The organism is Roseateles oligotrophus, assembly GCF_014204525.1.
GTDB lineage: Bacteria > Pseudomonadota > Gammaproteobacteria > Burkholderiales > Burkholderiaceae_C > Paucibacter_A > Paucibacter_A oligotrophus_A.
The window spans coordinates 579,747-602,140 of the sequence record NZ_JACHLP010000001.1; the positions used below are offsets into that span (position 1 = coordinate 579,747).

Consider the following 22,394-nt stretch of genomic DNA (forward strand, 5'->3'; position numbering starts at 1 on the left):
TTTAACATGGCCGGGGGCTTACTTGCCCTTGCTCATTTCCTCGTACCACAGTGCATGGTTCTGCTTGGCCCAGCCCGCGCTGACCGTGCCCCGGGTCATGGCGCGCACCGTGCCCTTGACCCAGATGGCGGCGTAGACATGCATGATGACGCCCAGAATCAAGGCCACGGCCGAGGCCGAGTGCAGCAGCACGGCGATGCGGCGCAGGGTGATGGGGAAGCTGTTCGCAAACCAGGGCTGCCAGAACATCACCCCGGTCACCAGCAACACGGCCAGGCAGATGGACATCAACCAGAACACGCCCTTCTGGCCGGCGTTGTACTTGCCCACCGGCGGCATCTTGCTCTTGTCGCCTTTCAGCATGTCCAGGCTGTGCTTCTGCCATTCCTTGTCGGCGGCGTTGAGGGTGTTCTCGCGCCAGAGCTTGAAGAACAGGCCCAGAAAGGACAGGAACATCGCCACGCCCAGAAAGGGGTGGAGGATGCGGGCCCAGACCCCGCCACCCAGCAGCGCGCTCAGAAAGAACAGGCTGGGGTGGAAGAAGGCCAGGCCCGAGACCCCGGCCAGGATGAAGAGCAAGGCAATCGCCCAGTGGTTCAGGCGGTCGCGGTCGGAGTAACGTTGTATGTAGCGGGTACTCATGATGCTTGCCTCCTTTTAGACCTTGGACTTTTCGTCGCCGGCCTCGCCTTCGGCCTTCTCTTCGATCGGCCCCACCGTCATGTAATGGAAGAAGCCGGCCACCACCGCGCCCGCCATGGCGGCCACGGCCAGCGGTTTGGCCAGGCCCTTCCAGACCGAGACAAAGGGGCTGATCTTGGGGTCGGCCGGCAGGCCGTGGTAGAGCTCGGGCTTGTCGCCATGCTGGAGCACATACATCACATGGGTGCCGCCCACGCCCGCCGGGTTGTAGACCGAGGCCTGGGCAAAGCCGCGCTCCTTCAGGTCGACGATGCGCTCGGCGCCATAGTCCAGCATGTCCTCCTTGGCGCCGAAGCGGATGGCGCCGGTGGGGCAGGCCTTGACGCAGGCCGGCTCCAGACCCACGCCGACGCGGTCGGAGCACAGCGAGCACTTATAGGCCTTGCTATCGGTCTTGGAGATGCGCGGCACATCGAAGGGGCAGCCGGTGACGCAGTTGCCACAGCCCACGCAATGCTCGGAGATGAAGTCCACAATGCCATTGGCGTATTTGACGATGGCGCCGGGGGCCGGACAGCTTTTCAGACAGCCCGGGTCCTCGCAGTGCATGCAGCCGTCCTTGCGAATCAGCCACTCCAGCCGGTCGGCCTCGACCTCCACCTCGGAGAAACGCATCACCGTCCAGGACTGGGCGGAGAGGTCGCGCGGGTTGTCGTAGGTGCCGACGTTGTCGCCCACCTCATCGCGCAGATCGTTCCACTGCATGCAGGCCACCTGACAGGCCTTGCAGCCTATGCAGGCGGAGACGTCGATGAGTTTGGCGACCTCGATGGTCTTACGCGCCTGCGGGCTGGGCGTGGTGGTGGCCGAGCGCTTGGCGATGTCTAAAGATTGAAGTGAAGACATGGTCAGGCTTTCTCGATATTGACGGTGAAGCTCTTGAACTCCGGCGTCTGGGTATTGGCGTCACCCACAAAAGGCGTCAGCGTGTTCACCAGATAGCCGGGCTTGGCCACACCCACAAAGCCCCAGTGATTGGGCAGACCCACCGTGTGCACCTTCTGCCCCGCCACCTCCAGCATGGGGATGCGCTTGCTCACCACCGCCTTGGCCTTGATGAAGCCGCGGTTGCTGCTGACCTTGACCCAGGCCCCGTTTTCAATGCCCTTCTCCTTGGCCAGTTGCTCGCCGATCTCGACGAATTGCTGGGGCTGGATCACGGCATTGCTTTCGCAGTTCTTGGTCCAGTAGTGGAAGTGCTCGGTCAGGCGGTAGCTGGTCGCCACATAGGGGAAGTCCGCGGGCTTGCCAAAGGCCTCCAGATCGCCCTTGAAGACCCGGGCGGCCGGATTGGCCCGCGCCTTGTCGTTCTTGGGGTGCATGGGGTTGTTGGGCAGGGGCGACTCGAAGGGCTCGTAATGCTCGGGCAGCGGGCCGTCGACCAGGCCGCTGGGCGCGAACAAGCGGGCCACACCCTCGGCCGTCATGATGAAGGGCCGCACGGCGTTCTCGTCGTTAGGGTTGGCGTCGGGCCGGATGTCCGGCACGTCCGAACCCGCCCAGCGCTCGCCATTCCAGGCCACCAGCTTGCGATGGGGGTTCCAGGGCTTGCCGCTGGGGTCGCAGGAGGCCGTGTTGTACAGCACCCGGCGGTTGGCCGGCCAGGCCCAGGCCCAGTTCAGCGTCTGGCCGATGCCGTAAGGATCGCTGTTATCGCGCCGCGCCATCTGGTTGCCGGCCTGGCTCCAGCTGCCGGCAAAGATCCAGCAGCCGCTGGCGGTGGAGCCATCGTCGCGCAAGAGGCCGAAGCCGGACAGCTGCTCGCCCGCCTTGGCCAAGACCTTGCTCGGATCCTTGGGGTCGAGCACGTCGGCCAGCGCCCGTCCATTGGCCTCCTTGGCCAATTCCTCGGCCGAGGGGTTGTGCGGGATCAGATAGGGCCAGGTCAGATTGAGCATGGCGTCAGGGAAGGCGCCGCCGTCCTTCTGATAGGCCTTCTTCATGCGCAGGAACAGCTCGGCGATGATTTCCGGATCGCCCCTGGCCTCGCCCGGAGGCTCGGCGCCCTTCCAGTGCCACTGCAGCCAGCGGCCGGAGTTGGTGATGGAGCCGTCCTCCTCGGCAAAGCAGGTGCTGGGGAAGCGGAACACCGTGGTCTGGATCTCCTCGCTCTTGACCTCGTTGTGCTCGCCGTAGTTCTTCCAGAACTCCGAGGTCTCGGTCACCAGCGGGTCGATGACGACCAGGTATTTGAGCTTGGACAGGCCGGCGACGATCTTCTTCTTGTTGGGGAAGGAGGCGACCGGGTTGAAGCCCTGGCAGATATAGCCGTTGAGCTTGCCCTGGCCCATCATCTCGAAGGCCTGCAGCACATCGTAGGCCTTGTCCCATTTGGGCAGGTAGTGGTAGGCCCAGTCGTTCTCGGCCGTGGCCGCCTTGCCCCACCAGCTCTTCTGCAGGCTGACGAAGAACTTGGGGTAGTTCTGCCAGAAGCTCATCTGCCCGGGGCGCAGGGGCTTGAGCGCGCGCGGCTTGTAATAGCTGGCCAGGTCCTGCTCGCTCTCACGCGGCAGGCTCATATAGCCCGGCAGCGAGGTCGAGAGCAGGCCCAGGTCCGTCAGGCCCTGGATATTGGAGTGGCCACGCAAGGCATTCATGCCGCCGCCGGCCAGGCCCATATTGCCCAGCAGCAGCTGCATGATGGCGCCGGTGCGGATGATTTGCGAACCCTGGCTGTGCTGAGTCCAGCCCAGGGCGTACAGAATCGTCATCGCCTTGGCCGGCTTGGCGGTCTCGGCAATCATCTCGCAGCACTTGAGGAATTTGTCCTTGGGCGTGCCGGTGATATTGCTGACCACCTCGGGCGTGTAGCGCGAGTAATGCTGCTTCATCACATTGATGACGCAGCGCGGATGGGCCAGGGTCTCATCGACCTTGGCATACCCATCCTCGCCCAGCTCGTAAGCCCAGCTCGAGTTGTCGTACTTGCGCTTGCTTTCGTCGTAACCAGAGAACAGCCCATCCTCGAAGCCGAAGGCCTCGCCCACGATGAAGCTGGCATTGGTGTACTTGAGGACGTACTCCTGCTGGATCTTGTTGTTAGACAAGAGGTAGTGGATGACGCCGCCCAGGAAGGCGATGTCCGAGCCGGCCCGGATGGGGGCGTAGTAATCGCTCATCGCAGCGGAGCGCGTGAAGCGCGGATCCACCACCAGCAGCTTGGCCTTGTTCTTGTGCTTGGCCTCGACCACCCACTTGAATCCGACCGGATGCGCCTCGGCGGCATTGCCGCCCATGATCAGCACCAGGTCCGCGTTCTTGATGTCCACCCAATGGTTGGTCATCGCACCGCGCCCAAACGTCGGGGCCAGACTGGCCACCGTCGGGGCGTGTCAAACGCGCGCCTGGTTGTCGAATACCAGCATCCCCATCGAACGCATCGCCTTGTGGGTGATGTAGCCCGATTCATTGGAGGATGCCGAGGCACAGAGCATGCCCGTCGTGAGCCAGCGGTTGACGGTCTTGCCGTCGGCGTTCTGCGCCTGGAAATTGGCGTCGCGGTCGGCCTTCATCAGGCCGACCAGACGGTCCATGGCCTCGTCCCAGCCGACGCGCTTCCACTCCTTGCTGCCGGGCTCGCGGATCTCGGGCCACTTCAGGCGGTTCTTGCTGTGCACAAAGTCCAGCAGGCCGGCGCCCTTGGGGCAGAGGCTGCCGCGGTTGACCGGGTGATCGGGGTCACCCTCGATGTGCATGATGTCGCTGACGACGTTCTTGGCCTTGTCGCCCATGCTGTACATCAGGATGCCACAGCCCACCGAGCAGTAAGGGCAGGTGTTGCGGGTTTCGGTGGCGCGGGAGAGCTTGAAGTTGCGCGCCTCGGCCAAGGCCGCCGTGGGCGAGAAGCCCAGCGCCACCAGGCTGGAGCCTATCAGCCCCGCCCCGCTCACCCGGAAGAAATGCCTCCGGTTCATGTCCATGTCTTGGTCTCCTGAGGGATGGATCCCGTTCTTGAGTTGAGAGGCCGGCACGCGACACACATCTTGATTTCGGCACAAGAATTGACCTTTGTCTATTCCCTGTGACCCGCGGAATTATCTAGGCGTCGCTGGGCGTCGACACAGGGCTCGGTGTCGTTTTTGCGCTCCGCGCATGCAGGCCGGCGTCAGCTTGCTGAAAGCCAGACACCCTTCCCGAGGCGGATCAAAGCGTGGCGTCGAAACGCTCGAAACCGCTGTAGACGATGAAGTGCCGGCCTCGGGCGCGGCCAATCAGGCACAGGCCCAGTTGCAGGGCCAGGTCCAGGCCCATCTGGGTGATGCCGTTGCGCGAGACGATGATGGGCACGCCCATCCAGGCGGCCTTCAGCACCATCTCGCTGCTGATGCGGCCGGTGGTGTAGAGCACCGGTGCGTGCAGGCCGCCGGCGTGCGTCATCCACAGCCAGCCGGCAATGCTGTCGAGGGCGTTGTGCCGCCCCACATCCTCCACCATCACCAGCAGGCGCTCGCCCTCGAACAGGGCGCAACCATGCACCGAGCCGGCTTGCTTGTAGACGCTGTCCTGCGCGCGCATCTGCTCCAGCTGGGCGCACAGCGCACTCCTGCTCAAGCGCGCCTGCGCGGGCGGGGGCAGGGCCAGCTCCTCCAGGCCGGCCATCATGTCGCCGAACATGGTGCCTTGGCCGCAGCCGGTGGTGAGCGTGCGCTTGGCGCTTTGCTGGGCCCAGGCCTGGGACAGGCCCGCATGGCTGCGCACCGCGGCCGCGCCGACTTCCCAGTCGACGGTGATGGACTCGATCTCCTGCGCCGCGCGGATCAAGCCCTGGTTGCGCAGCCAGCCCAGCACCAGCAGCTCGGGCGCCAGGCCCAGAGTCATCAAGGTGATCAGCTCGCGCTTGTCGACAAAGACCGTCAGCGGCCGCTCGCAGGGGATGTGCAGGCGGCGGCGCTGGCCCAGCTCGTCCTGCACCTCGATCTCGCGCGTCAAATCCACCCACGCCTGGGTCAGGCGCGGCAGGCCGGGCTTGCTGGGCGGGTGAGGCATGACAGGCGCCGGCCCTGGATGGGCGCGCTCAGCTGTTCTTGGAGATGGCGATGGTCGGGAACTTGGCCGAATAGTCCTTGGCCTGCCCCGCGATCTTGACGGCCACCTTGCGCGCCAGGGCCTTGTAGAGGCCGGCGATCTCGCTGCCGGGCTCGGCCACCACGCTGGGCCGGCCGGCATCGGCCTGCTCGCGGATGGACAGGGCCAGGGGCAGGCCGGCCAGATAGTCCAGCTGGTACTGCTCGGCCATGCGGCGGCCGCCGTCGGCGCCGAAGATGTGTTCGGCATGGCCGCAATTCGTGCAGATGTGCACCGCCATGTTTTCGACCACGCCCAGGATGGGCACGCCCACCTTCTCGAACATCTTCAGCCCCTTCTTGGCATCGATCAGGGCGATGTCCTGCGGGGTGGTGACGATGACGGCGCCGGTGACGGGCACGCGCTGCGACAGCGTCAGCTGGATGTCGCCGGTGCCGGGCGGCATGTCGACGACCAGATAGTCCAGCTCCTGCCAGCGGGTCTGGCGCAGGAGCTGCTCCAGGGCCTGGGTGGCCATGGGGCCGCGCCAGATCATGGCCTGGTCCTGCTCGACCAGAAAGCCAATCGACATCACCTGCAGGCCATGGGCCAGCAAGGGCTCCATGGTCTGGCCGTCGCTGCTCTCGGGCTTGCCGCTGACGCCCAGCATCAGCGGCAGGCTGGGGCCGTAGATATCGGCATCCAGAATGCCGACGCGGGCGCCCTCGGCCGCCAGGGCCAGGGCCAGATTGGCCGCCGTCGTGCTCTTGCCCACGCCGCCCTTGCCCGAGGCCACGGCGATGATGTTCTTCACCCCCGGCAGCAATTGCACGCCACGCTGCACCGCGTGCGCGGTGATCTTGCTGTGCAGATGCACCGACACATTGCCCACGCCGGCGACCGTGCGCGCGGCGGCCACCAGCTGACGGCGCAGCTCAGCGTGCTGGCTGGCGGCGGGGTAGCCCAGCTCAATCTCGAAGGAGACATCGTCGCCATCGATGCGCAGATGCTTCAGCTGCTTGCCGCGGACAAAGTCCTGGGCGGTATTGGGATCGACAACGGTTTGCAGCGCTTGCAGCAGCGCGGCTTCTTGAATGGAGGACATGGGCGCTCGGATTGGTTGCTTGGGGCCATGCGTTCACAGCCTGGCTGGGCCCCTGGGCGCGCAGTCTAGCCCAGCGCCCGGGGGCCGCGGCTGTTTGGGGCTATTGCCCGGCGGGTCAAGACGGGTCAAGGCGGGCAAGCGGCCGGATTGCGGGCAGGCAGATAGGCCCACATCACCTCCAGCTGAGGGCCTCGGTTGGCGATGCGGGTCCAGTGCAGCTTGACAAAACCGCGCGCCTCGGCGCGGTCGATCAAGGCCTGCACGGCGGGCAGCAAGGGTTGGGCCAGATCGCGGCCGTCGACCAGCACCAGGGCGCCGCAGTCGTCCAGCATATGCGGCTTGATCCAGGGTGATTTCTGCGGATCGGCATCGAGATAGACCAGCGGCTGGAAGCGCGAACGCACCGACACATTGCCGGCCAGCCAGGTCTCGCCCACCACCACCCGCAAAGGCGTCTTGGCATGCTGCAGCCAGACGGCGTCGAGCTGGCGCGCCAGCCTGGCCGCCGGGAAATTGGAGCGCGCACCGCGGCCGCCCATATCGGCCAGCCAACCTGCGCCAAACGCCATGCCCAGCGCCAGCACCAGCTCGGCCACGACGCCCACCCACAGCACGCTGCGCAGCAGCAGGGCCCCGCTGAGCCCCGGCTTGCTGGGCAGCCACAGCAAGGCCAGCACACCGGCCATGACGAAGTAGGTGGCGGCCCAGGCCGAACCCAGGCGTATGCCGAAAGCCCCCAGCAGCGTGGTCAGCAGCATGGGGCCCAGGCCCATGAACAGCACGAAACGCCACTCGGGACTGGTGCTCGGGCAGGCATCCAGTTCCGCCGGCTGGGCCTGCAGCTGAGCCTGCAATTGAGCTTTGTGCAGCGCCCGCTTCAGCAGCAGCAACAAAGCACCCAGGCCCAGCAGCAGGGGCAGGACCCGGCCCAGCTGAACCACCCAGAAATTGGCCAGGCGGGCCCAGTGGCCCAGATTGTCGTGGTCGTTCTTGCCCTGCATGGCCTTGCCCGCATAGCCCAGGCCCGGCGAGCCCTCCTGCAACAACCAGCTGATATGGGGCGAGACCAGCAGCGCGCACACGGCCAGGGCCAGGGCCACACCGACCCAGGCCCGCCAGTGCCACATGCGGCGGTCCTGCGCCAGCCACAGGCCGATCACGGCCAGCCAGACCAAGGCGCTGTACTTGGACAGCAGGCACAGGGCCGCGGCCACCCCCACCAGGGCCCAGCGCCACCAGGGTTGCTGCTGGCCGGCGCCGCCCTGGGCACGCACGGCGCCCAGCGTCAGCCATAACAGCAGGCCCACCGGCATCAGCTGCAAGGTGTTGTGATTGGCCATGATGCCGTGGATGCCGTGGTAGACCAGCAGGCTGCTGAGCACCACGGAGGCAAAGGCACGCACCGGCGTCGTCACCATCAGGGCGATGCGCCAGATGAAGAACTGCATCAGCACCACGCTGAGCTGGGCGGCAAAGAAAGTCACCCACATCTTGCGGCCCAGCAGCTCGGTCCAGCCGTGCACCCACCAGGTCGGAAAGGGCGGATGCTTGTAATAGCCCCATTCCAGCGACTGCATCCAGACCAGTTGCTCGGTATTGTCCCAAGGCGGGGCGCGATGGCTCAGGGTCGCCAGCGCCGTCCACAAGATCAGATGGAAGGCCAGAAAGGCCAGCGTGAGCCATTGCATCTGCGCCGCATCGCGGGTATCCAGGCGCCAAAAACGCAGCAACCTTGTACTGGAACCCGACTGGTCGGCGCCAACAGGCCGCGACTCGGCCTGAGGCCCGGACACCGCGAGCTCTTTATTCCCATCCATCGGATTCCCTCAGCGGGTCTCGAAAAGCGCTTGGCCCCGACCCGACATCGCATCGACCGCCGCGCCCCTGGCGCGGAACAAGGCCGCCATCATAAATTCACAAAGGTTTACAAACCACCACCGGATTGAAGGAGGCTGTGCGGTAAGACAGACAGGACTTGGAGCGGCTAACAAAACTCAGCGCAGCGGTCCTGGCTAGGCGCGCCGTCGAAGACAGTACACCGGGTACGGCGAGACGGCGTAACAACGCCAGGAGAGTTTTGTTGGCCGCTCTTAGCTGGACTGCTTGAAGGCCATCACTGCCTGGTTGCGCAGGGTGCGCAACAGGGACAGCTCTTTCTCGCCCAGATCGATCTCGCCGGCCAGGGGCTTGTCGGCATAGATCAGGGCGAAGGGCTGGCCCTTCAAAGCCATGGGCAGCAGCAAAAAGCTCTGGGCAGCGAGCGCGCCCTGGTACCAGGCGGGCAGGCGCTCGGCGATCTTGTCGGCACCGGCATCGCTGATCAAGGTGTCGGCCCCGCGCTGGCACACGGCCTCGAAGAGATTGGCCTGCGCGCCGGGCGGCGTGCGCAGGGCGATGCGGAAGGCCGGCACCACGCTCTCCACCTCGGCCCCCAGGCCGAAACGGCCGGTCAGGGTCTCGGTCCTGGGGTCGCGCAGGCAGAAGATCACCCGGCGGAAGCCCAGCGCCCGGTAAATGGTCTCCAGAATCATGCGCAGGACTTCGTTGAGCTTGAAGTTCTCCACCATCACATTGGTGATGTCCTGAATGCCGGCGGCCAGGGTTTCGACCGCCAGTTCGCGGTTCAGGCGCTGGCTGCTGCCGGGCTCGTCGGGCGTCAGCACCTGGGTGGCTTGCAGTTGCAGGGCCGTCAGGGAGTCATCCGGCGTCGGGGTCAGCGGCGCCAGCAGGCGCAGGGCCGGGGAATTCTTGGGCAGGACCAGCCCCAAGGCCTCGGTCATCTGGGCCAGGCGCTGGCGGGCCTGGTCGGCGGCCAGGTCGAAGGCCTCGGCCGTTAGCCCCAAGCTGCGCGCATAGCGCTGGGCCATGGCATGCACCCTGGCATGGGCCTGGGCCGGCTCGGTGCGCAGAATCACATCGGCCACATCATTGGCCGCATGGGCCAGCCAGCGCTGGCGCTCGCCGGGGTGCTGGACCAGGCGGTGCGGCGGCTCGCCCTCGGGCCGCTGCATGCTGGCCTGCAAGGTCTCGGGCAAGCCCCATTGCCGGGCCACGCCCAGGCCCAGCTGCTCATAACTCATGCCCAGCACCCGCGCCGAGGCCACCCACTCGGGGATGGGCGCGGGCGCGGGCTTGCCGGCCAGGCTGAGGCGCTCGACCCGGGTCATGCGGCGGATCTGGCCGGCCTCCTCGGGGAAGTAGAACTCGGTCAGCGCACGCCCCAGGTTATGGAACATGGCGCAGAGAAAGGCCTCCTCGTTCTCGCGCGGGCTCAGGCAAAGCTCGCGCGCCAGCGAGGCCGCCATCAGCGAGCGCAGAAACTCCTCGCGCAGCTGCTGGGCATGGGCCTTGTTCTCCATGCGCTCCAGCAGGATCAGCGAGAGCGCCAGATTGCGGATGCCGGCAAAGCCCACCAGGGCCACGGCGCGCGAGATGGTGGTGATGCCGCCGCCACCGCCGCCCTGCCGGTACTGCACCGTGTTGACCAGGCGCAGCAGCTTTTGCGTCAGGGCCACGTCCTTGAGGATTTCATTCGACAGGCTGGCCAGGCTTTCGCTCTCCGACAGGGTCAGGCGCTGGATGCGGCTGACCGCATCCGACATGGCCGGGAAGTCGCTCTTGTGCTGCATGCGGCGCAGCAGAAAGTCCAGGGCCGCGCCCTCGCCCGTCGCGCCCAGGGGCTCGGTCTGGGGCGGTTGCAGCCACTCGGCCAGGGCATCGTGCATGGCCAGGGCGCTGGGCCAGCGCTGGGCCGGTTCGCGCGCCAGCCCGCGCTGGGCGATGGCGCGCAAGGCATCGTCCACATCGGCGGCCAGGCCGCGCGGCACCTGCAGCTCCTGCTCGATGACGCGCTGCACGGCACGCCAGGGATCGGGCTCGTAATTGAGGCGCTGGCCGCTGAGCATCTCGACCAGCACGACGGCGGCGGCAAACACATCCATCTGCGCGCTGGGGGGCTGGCCCTGCGCCGCCTCGGGCGAGAGATAGCCGGGCGTGCCGACGATGCGCTCCGGCTGGCTGCCGCTGCTTGGCTTGTTGGCGCCGTCCAGGCGGGCAGCGATGCCGAAGTCCATCACCCGCGCCCGCCCCTTGGCGTCGATCAGGATATTGCTGGGCTTGAGGTCGCGGTGCACGACGCCGGCCGCATGGGCGGCCTGCAAGCCGTCCAGCACATCCATGCAGAGCTCGACGGCGGCGCGGGCCGGCAGCTGGCGTTCGCGCCTCAGCTTCTCCACCAGGGTGCCGCCGGGCACGTACTCGAAGACCATATAGAACTGGCCATCCTGCGTATCGGCCTCGAACACCGGCACGATGAAGGGATGGGTCAGGCGGCTGACGGCGCGCGCCTCATGCAGCCATTCATCCACCCGGCTGGGCTCGGCGCCGGGGCGCAAGACCTTGAGGGCGACGTCGCGGTCCAGCCGCGGGTCATGAGCCAGCCAGACGGTGGCTTGCGCGCCCTCGCCCAGGCGCTTGAGCAGGCGAAAACGCCCCAGCTGCGGCAAGGCCAGCGCGCTCAGGGCCGGACGTTCATCCTCTTGCATAGGACCTTCTTCTTTGAAACAGGGCCTGCGGGGGTGGCGGCAAGTCTGCGCTCAGCGCGCGCCCCCTGGATCATTTTTTGGCACCGTCCCTGCACTCATGCTGGGCAGGCGCGAACGCAAGGCCGAGGGCTTGGGCAGGGCCTGCGGATCGGGCCGCAAGGCTCTGGCCTCCAATTCATCCAGACTTTCGGCGGGCGTGGCGGGCGGGTGGGCCGCGGCCTCCTCCTGGGCTTGGGCGGCGGCCGGATTGAGGGCCAGATGGACCTCGCGCAGCCCCAGGCCCAGGGCCCGTGCATAACGCCGGGTCGCCACTTCGATGGCCTGTTGCTGGCGCCTGGGGTCCGGGATCTGCAAGGCGTCCACCAGCTCATTGGCCAGGCTACAGCTCAGGCGCAGCAGGTCGGAATCGGTCTCGGAATGCCGCACCGGCGCCTCGGGCGACTGGCGGCGGATCATATGGATCAGCTCGTCGCCCAGATTCCAGTGCCGGGCCACGGCCACGCCCAGGCTGTCCAGATCGCAACCCAGCACGGCAAAGGCCGCCGCCTGCTCGCTCAGGCTGGCCGGATGCGGGTGCTCGGCCGTGGGCTCGGGCGGCAGCATCAGCTGGCGGATCTGCTGGGCGTCATCCGGGAAGTGGTATTGCAAGAGCAGGCGGCCGAGGTTCTGCATCACGGTGATCAGATAGACCACCTCGCCGTCATAACCCGCCGGCCGCAGGGCCTGGGCGATGCGCCCGGCCTGCTGGACCCGGCCCATCAGGCTTTTGAGCATGGCGGCCTGGATCTCGCTCAGCGGCCCGGGCCAGGGCTTGAGCGCACGGGCGGCTTGCTGCAGACCCTCCAGGCCCAGCATGGCGATGGCGCGCTGCATATTCAGCACCGTGCCATCGACGGCGGCGCCGTTCTGCTTCAGCGAATGATTGACCCGGCGCAGCAGCTCCAGGCTCAGGGCCATGTCCTGCAAGGCCAGCGTGGACAGGGCGCTGGCATGCTGGCGCTCCATCGCCGAGGACTGGCCCACCCGCAGCAAGGCGGTGGAGCTGCTGGGCAGATGGCCGATGCGTTGCAGCTTGTCCAGCAGCAAGGCAATCGGGCCGCCCTGGTCCTGGGCCACCGAGGTGCGCCAGCCGTCGAGCGCCCGGTAGAAGCTGCGCGCCATGTGGTAGCGCTGGCGGGCCTGGCGGTCGGTGGCGCGGTTGCAGATGGCGCGCAAGGCCTCGGGAATGGGATGGGGCGTCTCCCAGCTCATGCGCACCAGCTCGCGACCCAGCGGCTGCATCTGCTGCACGGTCAGCTGCAGATCGCTCTGCTCCAGCACATGGCGGCCGCCGAGGATGCGATGCAGCATCAAGCCCACGCACAGCACATCTTCCTGCGCCGATTCGCGCACCGCGCGACGCGCCACCGCATTGAAGTCCACGTTAGCTGGGAACACCTCCTGCGCCACCTCCAGGCCCATCACCCGGACCTGGTTGCCCGGGCTGATGAGCAGGCTGGCGCATTGCACATCGCGGTGGGCATGGCCGGCCTCATGGGCAAAGGCCAGACCCTCCAGATACTGGCAGATCCAGTCCGCCGCATCCACCGGCAGGGGCGCGGCCTGGCGGGCCAGGCGCTCGTCCAGGGTCTCGCCCAGCGCACGGTCGTAGGCGACGAAGGGCCATTGCTCCACCTGCCCCACCTCGATCACCGGGGCCAGATTGGGATGCTGGACCCGCGCCACCGCATTGGCCATGCGCAGCCAATGCGCCAGCGCGGCCGGGCTATTGGGCGCCATGCGCGGCAGGCACAGGATCAGCTCCTGGCCCAGCCTCTCATCGAACACCAACCACACCATGCAGCGCCCGCTCTTGCTGAGCAGGGCACGCAGCTCGAAACGCCCAAAGCGACGCAGCGCCGCGGGCTTGGTGGCCGCAGGTGCAGAGTCGGCAGGCGCTGGCGTGCTGGGAGTGGCGGGCATGTAGGGGCGAGCTTGTACAAATGCTTGTGCAGCCATTGGACCCCATGCCCGCCGTCCTGAAGGCCGGAGCTGCACTCGAATCCACCGCCTTATCCGCCGCCCGCCGCGGACCGGCCCACGCTCCACCACTCGCACGGCCCGGCCTGCCTGCGCACAGCCGAGCCCGGGGTTTTCCCCTGAATTTGCGCTCGGCCGCAGCGCGGGTCAGCTATGGGTCAGACAGGACCAACACACTGGCCCGGAGCCAAGCAGTCTCAACAAACCCGAGGAACAAGACATGACAGACCCCGTGGTGGCCCGCATACGGGCCAATCCCAAGTACCAGGAGCTCAAGGCCAAGCGCAACCGCTTCGGCTGGACGCTCACCGTCGCCATGCTGGTGGTGTACTTCGGCTACATCTCCCTGATCGCCTTCAACAAGGAATTCCTGTCGCAAAAGATAGGCGCCGGCGTGACCTCGCTGGGCATTCCCATCGGCATGGGGGTGATCCTCTTCACCGTCCTGATCACCGGCCTGTATGTGCGCCGCGCAAACAATGAATTCGACCGCCTGACGCGTGAGATTCTCGAGAAGGAAGTCAAATGAGTCAGTGGGGCAAAACCATCATCCTGAGCGCCCTGGTCGGCTTCGCCACCGCAGCCTTCGCGGCCGGCGGCGATGTGGGCCAGGCCGCCAAGCAGGCCACCAACTGGACGGCCATCACCATGTTCGCCGTCTTTGTGGCCGGCACCTTGTGGATCACCAAATGGGCGGCCGCCAAGACCCGCTCGGCGGCCGATTTCTACACCGGCGGCGGCGGCATCACCGGCTTCCAGAACGGCCTGGCCATCGCCGGCGACTATATGTCGGCAGCCTCCTTCCTGGGCATCTCGGCCGCCGTCATGGCCAGCGGTTATGACGGCCTGATCTTCTCCATCGGCTTCCTGGTCGGCTGGCCCATCATCACCTTTCTGATGGCCGAACGCCTGCGCAACCTCGGCAAGTTCACCTTTGCCGACGTGGCCGGCTACCGCTTCAAGCAGACGCCCATCCGCGCCTTCGCGGCCTCGGGCACCCTGGTGGTCGTGACCTTCTACCTGATCGCCCAGATGGTGGGTGCGGGCCAGCTGATCAAGCTGCTGTTCGGCCTGGAGTACTGGATGGCCGTCGTCATCGTCGGTGCGCTGATGATGATTTACGTGCTCTTCGGCGGCATGACGGCCACCACCTGGGTGCAGATCATCAAGGCCGTGCTGCTGCTCTCGGGCGTGACCTTTATGGCCTTTATGGTGATGTCCAAGTTCGGCTTCAGCTTCGAGGCCTTGTTCGCCAAGGGCGTGGAGGTCAAGACCGCCATCGCCGCCAACTCGGGCAAGACGGCCGAGGAAGCCGCCAAGATCGGCGGCTCCATCATGAACCCCGGCGGCTTCGTCAAAGACCCCATCTCGGCCATCAGCTTCGGCATGGCCCTGATGTTCGGCACCGCCGGCCTGCCCCACATCCTGATGCGCTTCTTCACCGTGCCCGACGCCAAGGAGGCGCGCAAATCGGTGTTCTGGGCCACCACCTGGATCGGCTACTTCTACATCCTGATCTTCATCATCGGCTTCGGCGCCATCACCCTGGTGCTGACCAATCCTGAATATGCCGATGTGGCCAAGGGCGTGATCCTGGGCGGTGCCGGCACGGCCAATATGGCGGCCGTGCTGGTGGCCAAGTCGGTGGGCGGCAATGTGTTCTACGGCTTCATCTCGGCCGTGGCCTTCGCCACCATCCTGGCCGTGGTGGCGGGCCTGACGCTGTCGGGCGCCTCGGCCGTCTCGCACGACCTCTATGCCACGGTGTTCAAGCACGGCAAGGCCGACAGCGCCAAGGAGCTGCTGGTCTCGCGCGCCACCACCCTGGCCCTGGGCGTCATCGCCGTAGCCCTGGGCATTGCCTTCGAGAAGCAGAACATCGCCTTCATGGTCTCGCTGGCCTTCGCCATCGCCGCCTCGGCCAACTTCCCCGTGCTCTTCATGAGCGTGTTGTGGAAGGACTGCACGACCAAGGGCGCGGTGATCGGCGGCTTCCTGGGCCTCATCTCCTCGGTGGGCCTGACCATCGTCTCGCCCTCGGTGTGGGAAGCCACGCTGGGCAACCCCAAGGGCTCGGCCTGGTTCCCCTACAGCTCGCCGGCGCTGTTCTCCATGACCATCGCCTTCGTCAGCATCTGGCTGTTCAGCATGCTGGACCGCAGCCCGCAGGCAGCGCAGGAACGGGCGGACTTTGAGGCGCAGCAAGTGCGGTCGGAGACCGGCCTGGGCGCGGCGGGTGCGTCGGGGCATTAAGCTGAAGTGACTCTCTCCGAAACCGGGCCTGGCCCGGTTTTTTTTGGCCGGTGTGACACTGACAGCGCTGATCATTGGCTGCGTCACCCTCTGCCAAGGCCCAGCCGGGAGTTCGCCCCGGCAGGCGACCTCCTTTCTTGGGCGCCCAAGAAAGGAGGCAAAGAAACCGCCCCGAATGCCTGGCCCCTTCGGGGTCCGCTGCGGCACTCGCCTTTGCCGGGCCGCGCCCAACTCACTGCGCTACGCTCCGTTCAAACAAGGGGCGCGAGTCAGTTGTTGATGGCGCTGCGCGCCGCCCGCCAAAGTCAAGCACCGCAGCCCAGGCAACACGGGGAACCCGAAAACCACACGGCTCGCTGCGCGTCGCCTGGGTCGAATACCAAGCCCGATTCAATCCGCCAGCAAACTGCGCAGCTTCAAAAACGCCAGCGCCGCCATGACGGCATCGTTCAGCGCATTGTGGGCGGGGCGCTGGGGCAGGCCCAGGTCCTGCATCAGCGTGTCCAGGCGCAGATCGATCGCAGCGCCCTGTTGATAGGGCGGCAGCTGGCGCTGCTTCCAGTCGTAGTACAGGGACGAGATCTCGATCTTGGGCTGGGGCAGGCGCAGGCCCAGCATCGGAAAGATGGCCCGGTTGATCAGGGCCACATCGAATTCGAGGTAATAGCCCACCAGGGGGCGCGGGCCGATGAAGTGCAGCAGCCGGCGCATGGCCGTGTCGATGTCCAGGCCCTGAGCCAGGTCCTGCTCGCGCAGGCCGTGGATCTTGACGGCAGCGGCCGTGAGGTTCTTCTTCTCGGGCTTGACCAGCAGCTCCAGGCGCTGGCTGCTCAGCACCCGATTGCCCTGGATGCGCACGGCGCCGATGGCGATGATCTCGTCGCGCTGCGCGTCCAGGCCCGTGGTCTCGCAGTCCAGCGAGACCCATTCATCCGCCGGCGTCGGCCCGAACATGGGGGCGAACTCGGGCAGGCCCAGGTGGTAGAGCAGCCAGCGCTGCTTCAATGCCGCCCACACACTCATACCATGTCCAGCCGGAAGCGCAGGAAGAGCAGGGTGCGCAGGCGCTTGACCACGCCCAGCGCCTCCTTGAGCAGATGGCGATCCAGGCTGGAGAGCTGCTCCAGATCAATACCGCCCGGCGCCAGGCCTTGCTCCAGCCGGGCCAGGCCGGTCTTGAGCTTGAGGCCCATGAAGAAGTGCAGGCTGTCGATCAGCTGATCCGCCAGATCGGGCGGCAGATGGCCTTGCTCCGCCAAGGCCTGGATGCGTGCCACCGTGCCCACGGCCTTGACCCGGTGGGCCAGGGCCAGACTGCGGATGCCATGCACCAACGGGAAGCTGCCGACCTTCTTCAAGTCCAGCAGGGGGCCGCCGCCCTCGCCCAGGGCCAGCAGCTTGTTCCACCAGCCCTGGCCCTGGTCGAAGGCGTTGATGGCAGAGCAAAAGCGCGCCATCACGGCGTCGTTGTCCAGCACCTGCTTGAAGACCTCGGCCCGCAGCGCCTCCAGCAGCACGGCGTCGCCGGCCACGGCGTGGGCGTCGATGAAGATGGCCAGATTCATCAGGCTGTCGGGCGTGGGCATCAGCAGCCAGCGCCGCAGCTGCTGGGCAAATTCATCGGCGCCATGGCGCCACGCCGGCCGGCTGAGCATGATGCCGCCCGGGCATTCGGGGTAGCCGAAGTCGCTCAGGGCCTGCGAGAAGCGCTGGCAGATCTGGGCCAGCTCGGCGGGCGGCGCATAGCCCTCGCGCAGGACCAGGCCATTGTCCTGGTCGGTCTTGAGCAATTGCTCGCCGCGGCCCTCGCTGCCCATCACGAACAAGCAGCTATTGGCGCGCAAATCGGCCGGGGCGATCAGCTGCCAGGCACGCTCGAACAGCTGGGCATTGAGCTCCTGCACCAGGCGGGCGATCTGGCCGACCTTGGTGCCGCCGCGCTGCAGCAGGGCGATCAAGGCGTCGATCTGGCGGGCCGCGGCCTGCAGCTCGTCCAGGCCCTGAGCCTCCTGGATCTGGCGCGTGATCAGATAGGAGTGGTTGCTCAGAAAGCTCAGCAGCTCCAGCTGGTCCAGCACGCCGAGGATGGCGCCCTCGGGCTCGCGGCCCTGGCGCACCAGCACCCGGCGCACCTTGTGGCGGGTCATGACGATCAGGGCGTCGAACAGCGAATCCTGTGCCGACACGCAGACCAGTTGCTCGCTGGCCAGCTCGCCCACGGCCAGTTGGTCCAGCGGCCGGCCATCCAGAATGGCCCGCTGCAGATCGCTGCTGCTGAACAGGCCCAGCCGGGGCGGCGTGCTGCGCGCGTCCTGCACCAGCACATGGTCGCAGCGCTGCTCGGCAAAGCAGCGCACGACGCTGACGATGTCGGCATCCGCCGCCACGCGGTGGACGGCGCGCAGACCGGCCTGCCCCACCTGGGCCAGGCCCAGGGACTGCAGCTCGTGCTGGCTGCCGCGCGCCGCCAGGGCGCTGATCTTCTTGGACAGGTCGGCAAACAACAGGGCGCTGAAGGTGGCATTGCTGGCGATCAGCTCGGTCACCGTGCTGCGGGCCAGCTGGTAGGCCAGCACCTCCTGGGCTGCGACAAAGCGGCCGCTGGCCTTGCCGGCCACCAGGGCGCGGCCGTCGAAGCTATCCTCGGGCCCGTAGGTGGCGATATGCTCCTCGCCGCCCTCGCCTTCGAACTGCTGGACAAAGCCCTTGATCAGGATGAAGAGATATTCGGGCGCCGCGCCCGGCGCCAGCAAGACCTCGCCGGGGCGGAAGTAGGCGATGTCCAGCCCGTCCCGCACGCGCTGGCGCTCATCCAGGCTCAGGCAGTCAAAGGGCGAGCTATTGAAGTTGAAGGCGTAGGGCACGGTGGGCGGCGAAGTCTGGGGCCGATCTGAGCACGCCTGGCTGACACCAGGCTTTTTCTCTCAGCTACTCAGACTCGCCCAAACCTTCTCCAGCCGCTTGACGCTGACCGGCTGGGGCGTGCGCAGCTCCTGGGCGAAGAGGCTGACGCGCAACTCCTCCAGCTGCCAGCGGAAGTCCACCAGGCGGCCATCCACCCTGCCCTTCAACTCGATGACGCGGCGCAGATAGCGCTGCTCCAGCGGGCGCAGCTCGGCCAGCAGCTTGGCGTCGCGGGCCGGGTCGGCGCGCAGCTTGTCCAGCCGCGCCGTGATGGCCTTCAGGTAACGCGGCAGATGCTGGAGCTGGGCCCAGGGCGTGGCGCTGACGAAGTTCTTGGGCAGCAAGCGCTGCAATTGGGCCGTGATGTCCTCGGCCACCTCCTTGGCGGCGCGGGCGTCCTTGAGCTTGCGCGTGGCCGCCGTGTAGTCTTGCAAGACCACGCCGGTCTGGCGCGCCACTTCCTGGGCGATCAGGTTCAGGCGCGAGCGCCCTTCTTCCAAGCGCGCCTTGAACTCGAACTCGTTTTTGGGCAGGGGCTCGGCCAGGAAGGCGCGCTCCAGGGCCAGGCCGATGATCTGCTCGCGCAATTCCTCGGCCGTGCCCAGGCTCATGTACAGCACCGACATCTTTTGCAGATCGGGGATGTTTTTTTCCAGGAACTTGAGCGGTTCCTTGAGCTGCAAGGCCAGCAAGCGGCGCAGGCCCAGCAGATGCTTGGCCGCCGCGATTTCGGGCTCGTCAAAGACCTCGATCTCCACATGCGTGCCCCGATCTATCAGGGCCGGGAAGCCGACCAAGGCCTGGGCGCCGCGCTTGACCTCCATCAGCTCAGGTAACTCGCCAAAGCTCCAGGCCGTGTAGGTCTTGCTGGCCTCCTGGGCCGGCTTGGGCGCTGGCGCCACCTCGGCCCGGATGCCGCCCTTGGCGACAGGCGGCAGCGGCGCGGGTGCAGCCGCGGCCGGCAGCTTGAGCGCCGCCAGGGCCTGGAAGGCCGAGCGCGCCTGGCCGCCCAGCTCGGCCTTCAAGGCCGCCAGATTGCGGCCCTGGCCCAGTTGGCGGCCATGCTCGTCCACCACGCGGAAGTTCATGAATAGATGGGGCTGCAATTGCTCCAGCTTGAAGTCATTGCGCTGCACGGCGATCTGGCTGCGCTCCTTGACCGCCTTCAGCAAGACCTCGACCAAAGTACCTTGGGCAAAAGCATGGGTGGCGACGAACTCGGCGATGAAATCCGGCAACGGCACCAGGCGTGAGCGCGGGCGCTGGTGCAAGCTCTTCAGCAAGGCCATCAGCTTGGCCTCCAGCATGCCGGGCACCAGCCATTCGGCGCGCTCCTCGCTGACCTGGTTGAGGGCATAGATGGGCACGGTGACGGTGACGCCATCCCGCGCATCGCCGGGCTGGTGCAGGTACTCGGTCGCGCAATCCACCCCGCCCAGGCGCAAGATCTTGGGAAAGGCGCTGCTGGTGACGCCGGCGGCCTCGTGGCGCATCAGCTCGTCCTGGCTGAGGTGCAGCAGCTTGGGTTCTAACTTGGATGCTTGGCGGTACCAGCGCTCCAACGTCGCGCCCGAGCACACCTCGGCCGGCAACTGGCTGTCGTAATAGGCGTAGATCAGCTCATCATCGACCAGCACGTCCTGGCGGCGCGATTTGTGCTCCAGCTCCTCGACCTTGCGGATCTGGCGTGTGTTGTGGGCCAGGAAAGGCAGGCGGCTGTCCCACTCGCCGTTGACCAGGGCCTCGCGGATGAAAATCTCACGCGCGGCCCGGGCATCCACATTGCCGAAGTTCACCCGGCGGTTGTTGTAGATGACGATGCCGTACAGCGTCGCCCGCTCCAACGCGATCACCTCGGCCGCCTTCTTCTCCCAATGCGGCTCCAGCAGCTGGGTCTTGATCAGATGGCCGGCGATGCCGGGCAGCCACTGAGGCTCGATGTTAGCGATGCCACGGCCGAACAAGCGGGTGGTGTCCACCAGCTCGGCGGCCACGATCCAGCGGCCCGGCTTCTTGCTCAGGTGGGCGCCGGGGTGGCGCCAGAACTTGATGCCGCGCGCCCCCAGATACCAGTCGTCCTCATCGCTCTTGCAGCCCAGATTGCCCAGCAAGCCGGCCAGCATGCTGAGGTGCAATTGCTCGTAGATGGCGGGGCTGCCGTTGATGCGCCAGCCCTGCTCGGCCACCACGGTGTGCAGCTGGGAGTAGATGTCCTTCCACTCGCGCACGCGGCGCGGGCTGATGAAGTTTTCGCGCAGCAAGGCCTCATACCGTCTATTTGACAGCTTATGTTCGCCGTGCCCGCCCTTGGCTTCTTCTATCCACTTCCACAGCTTCAAGTAGCCCATGAACTCCGACTTCTCGTCGTCGAACTTCTTGTGCCGCTCGTCCGCCGCCTGTTGCTGCTCCATGGGCCGGTCGCGCACATCCTGGCCGCTGAGGGCGCTGGCGATGATGAGCACCTCGCTCAAGGCTTCGCGCGAGCGGGCTTCCAGAATCATCCGGCCCACGCGCGGGTCCAGGGGCAGGCGCGACAGCTCCTTGCCCAGCGGGGTCAACTCGTTCAAGTCGTCCACCGCGCCCAGTTCCTGCAGCAGCTGATAGCCATCGGCAATCGCCTTGCGCGGCGGCGCCTCGATGAAGGGGAAGCTGTCCACCTGGCCCAGGCCCAGGGACTTCATGCGCAGAATCACGCCGGCCAGGGACGAACGCAGGATTTCGGGGTCGGTGAAGCGCGGCCGGGCGAGATAGTCCTTTTCGTCGTAAAGCCGTATGCAGATGCCGTTACTTACCCGACCGCAGCGGCCGGCGCGCTGGTTGGCCGAGCTTTGGCTGACCGGCTCGATCTGCAGCTGCTCGACCTTGTTGCGGTAGCTGTAACGCTTGACCCGGGCGGTGCCGGGGTCGATGACGTAACGGATGCCCGGGACGGTCAGCGAGGTTTCGGCCACATTGGTGGCCAAGACGATGCGGCGCTGGCCATGGGGCTCGAAGACGCGATCCTGCTCCTGCTGGGACAGGCGGGCGAACAGGGGCAGCACGTCCACACCGGGCGGGTGGTGCTTGCGCAAGGCCTCGGCCGCCTCACGGATCTCGCGCTCGCCGGGCAGGAAGACCAAGACATCGCCGCCGCCCTCGCGCCACAACTCATCGACGGCGTCGGTGATGGCGTTGTTGAGGTCGTACTCGCGTGACTCCTCAAACGGACGGTAGCGCTGTTCCACCGGGAAGGTGCGGCCCGAGACCATCAGCACCGGCGCCGGACCTTTGCTGGACTCGAAATGCTTGGCAAAGCGCTCGGCATCGATGGTGGCCGAGGTGACGATCAGCTTCAGGTCGGGCCGGCGCGGCAGCAACTCACGCAGATAGCCCAAGAGGAAGTCGATGTTCAGCGAACGCTCATGGGCCTCGTCGATGATCAGCGTGTCGTAGGCGCGCAGCAGCGGGTCGGTCTGAGTTTCGGCCAGCAAGATGCCGTCCGTCATCAGCTTGACGCTGGCGCCCGGCTGCAAGCGGTCCTGGAAGCGCACCTTGTAGCCGACGATCTCACCCAGCGGCGTCTTCAACTCCTCGGCAATGCGCTTGGCCACGCTGCTGGCGGCGATGCGGCGCGGCTGGGTGTGGCCGATCAGCTTGCCGGTATTGGCGCGGCCGCGGCCCAGGGCCAGGGCGATCTTGGGCAGCTGGGTGGTCTTGCCCGAGCCGGTCTCGCCGCAGACGATGATGACCTGGTGCTCGGCCAGCGCCCGCGCGATGTCCTCGCGCCGGCTGGAGACCGGCAGCAATTCGGGGAAGGTGATGGGGGGCAGCGGGTTGGCGCTCTGGATCCGGGCATCTTGCTGGGGCCTGGGTCGGCGCGCTGC

The 22,394-nt window shown here is 66.6% G+C and carries 13 protein-coding genes; 2 read left to right on the forward strand and 11 right to left on the reverse strand.

Annotation, left to right across the window (positions count from 1 at the left end; genetic code table 11):
* Positions 1-18: 18 nt before the first annotated feature.
* The 8 genes from HNP55_RS02700 to HNP55_RS02735 all read right to left on the reverse strand — a co-directional run bounded on the left by HNP55_RS02700 (position 19) and on the right by HNP55_RS02735 (position 13,317).
* On the reverse strand, positions 19-642 hold the full coding sequence (locus HNP55_RS02700) for a formate dehydrogenase subunit gamma (RefSeq protein ID WP_184295898.1): 624 nt from the start codon (positions 640-642) through the stop codon (positions 19-21).
* A gap of 15 nt (positions 643-657) precedes the next feature.
* The gene (gene fdxH / locus HNP55_RS02705; RefSeq protein ID WP_184295899.1) at positions 658-1,548 is read right to left on the reverse strand and encodes a formate dehydrogenase subunit beta; all 891 of its coding nucleotides are present in this window, start codon (positions 1,546-1,548) and stop codon (positions 658-660) included.
* Positions 1,549-1,550: 2 nt separating this feature from the next.
* Positions 1,551-4,622: a formate dehydrogenase-N subunit alpha gene (gene fdnG, locus HNP55_RS02710; protein WP_184295900.1), complete on the reverse strand. Its 3,072-nt coding sequence runs from the start codon at positions 4,620-4,622 to the stop codon at positions 1,551-1,553.
* A 223-nt stretch (positions 4,623-4,845) separates the two neighbouring features.
* The gene (locus HNP55_RS02715) at positions 4,846-5,688 is read right to left on the reverse strand and encodes a formate dehydrogenase accessory sulfurtransferase FdhD (protein WP_184295901.1); all 843 of its coding nucleotides are present in this window, start codon (positions 5,686-5,688) and stop codon (positions 4,846-4,848) included.
* A 28-nt stretch (positions 5,689-5,716) separates the two neighbouring features.
* On the reverse strand, positions 5,717-6,811 hold the full coding sequence (gene apbC, locus HNP55_RS02720) for an iron-sulfur cluster carrier protein ApbC (RefSeq protein ID WP_184295902.1): 1,095 nt from the start codon (positions 6,809-6,811) through the stop codon (positions 5,717-5,719).
* Positions 6,812-6,936: 125 nt separating this feature from the next.
* Positions 6,937-8,541 (reverse strand): glycosyltransferase family 39 protein, encoded by a 1,605-nt coding sequence (locus HNP55_RS02725; protein ID WP_184295904.1) that lies wholly within the window; start codon positions 8,539-8,541, stop codon positions 6,937-6,939.
* Positions 8,542-8,901: 360 nt separating this feature from the next.
* Positions 8,902-11,355, reverse strand: coding sequence for a serine/threonine protein kinase (locus HNP55_RS02730; RefSeq protein ID WP_184295906.1), 2,454 nt, complete (start codon positions 11,353-11,355; stop codon positions 8,902-8,904).
* A gap of 51 nt (positions 11,356-11,406) precedes the next feature.
* Entirely contained in the window at positions 11,407-13,317 is a 1,911-nt protein-coding gene (locus HNP55_RS02735; RefSeq protein WP_184295908.1) for a serine/threonine protein kinase, read from the reverse strand.
* A gap of 277 nt (positions 13,318-13,594) precedes the next feature.
* On the opposite strand from HNP55_RS02735, the gene HNP55_RS02740 reads away from it, so the two are divergent.
* Both HNP55_RS02740 and HNP55_RS02745 read left to right on the forward strand, forming a co-directional pair.
* The gene (locus HNP55_RS02740) at positions 13,595-13,903 is read left to right on the forward strand and encodes a DUF485 domain-containing protein (protein ID WP_184295910.1); all 309 of its coding nucleotides are present in this window, start codon (positions 13,595-13,597) and stop codon (positions 13,901-13,903) included.
* Positions 13,900-15,627 (forward strand): cation acetate symporter, encoded by a 1,728-nt coding sequence (locus HNP55_RS02745; protein WP_184295912.1) that lies wholly within the window; start codon positions 13,900-13,902, stop codon positions 15,625-15,627. The genes HNP55_RS02740 and HNP55_RS02745 overlap by 4 nt, the downstream gene beginning before the upstream one ends.
* A 390-nt stretch (positions 15,628-16,017) precedes the next feature.
* Here HNP55_RS02745 and HNP55_RS02750 read toward each other — a convergent pair whose 3' ends face one another.
* Genes HNP55_RS02750 through hrpA form a run of 3 tightly spaced genes read right to left on the reverse strand, consistent with a single transcriptional unit; the run spans position 16,018 to position 22,358 of the window.
* Positions 16,018-16,650, reverse strand: coding sequence for a 3'-5' exonuclease (locus HNP55_RS02750; RefSeq protein ID WP_184295914.1), 633 nt, complete (start codon positions 16,648-16,650; stop codon positions 16,018-16,020).
* A complete protein-coding gene (locus HNP55_RS02755; RefSeq protein ID WP_184295916.1) occupies positions 16,647-18,491 on the reverse strand; it encodes a DUF294 nucleotidyltransferase-like domain-containing protein in 1,845 nt (614 codons plus the stop codon). Before HNP55_RS02755 ends, HNP55_RS02750 begins: the two co-directional genes overlap by 4 nt.
* A 60-nt stretch (positions 18,492-18,551) precedes the next feature.
* Complete coding sequence (gene hrpA / locus HNP55_RS02760; RefSeq protein WP_348648659.1) at positions 18,552-22,358, reverse strand: ATP-dependent RNA helicase HrpA; 3,807 nt, start codon at positions 22,356-22,358, stop codon at positions 18,552-18,554.
* Positions 22,359-22,394: the final 36 nt, after the last annotated feature.

Coding starts and splice junctions, on each gene's coding strand:
- HNP55_RS02745 (WP_184295912.1), top strand. CDS start 13,900: ATGAGTCAGTGGGGCAAAACCATCATCCTGAGCGCCCTGGTCGGCTTC.
- apbC (WP_184295902.1), bottom strand. CDS start 6,811: ATGTCCTCCATTCAAGAAGCCGCGCTGCTGCAAGCGCTGCAAACCGTT.
- HNP55_RS02740 (WP_184295910.1), top strand. CDS start 13,595: ATGACAGACCCCGTGGTGGCCCGCATACGGGCCAATCCCAAGTACCAG.
- HNP55_RS02700 (WP_184295898.1), bottom strand. CDS start 642: ATGAGTACCCGCTACATACAACGTTACTCCGACCGCGACCGCCTGAAC.
- fdxH (WP_184295899.1), bottom strand. CDS start 1,548: ATGTCTTCACTTCAATCTTTAGACATCGCCAAGCGCTCGGCCACCACC.
- HNP55_RS02735 (WP_184295908.1), bottom strand. CDS start 13,317: ATGCCCGCCACTCCCAGCACGCCAGCGCCTGCCGACTCTGCACCTGCG.
- HNP55_RS02750 (WP_184295914.1), bottom strand. CDS start 16,650: ATGAGTGTGTGGGCGGCATTGAAGCAGCGCTGGCTGCTCTACCACCTG.
- HNP55_RS02730 (WP_184295906.1), bottom strand. CDS start 11,355: ATGCAAGAGGATGAACGTCCGGCCCTGAGCGCGCTGGCCTTGCCGCAG.
- HNP55_RS02715 (WP_184295901.1), bottom strand. CDS start 5,688: ATGCCTCACCCGCCCAGCAAGCCCGGCCTGCCGCGCCTGACCCAGGCG.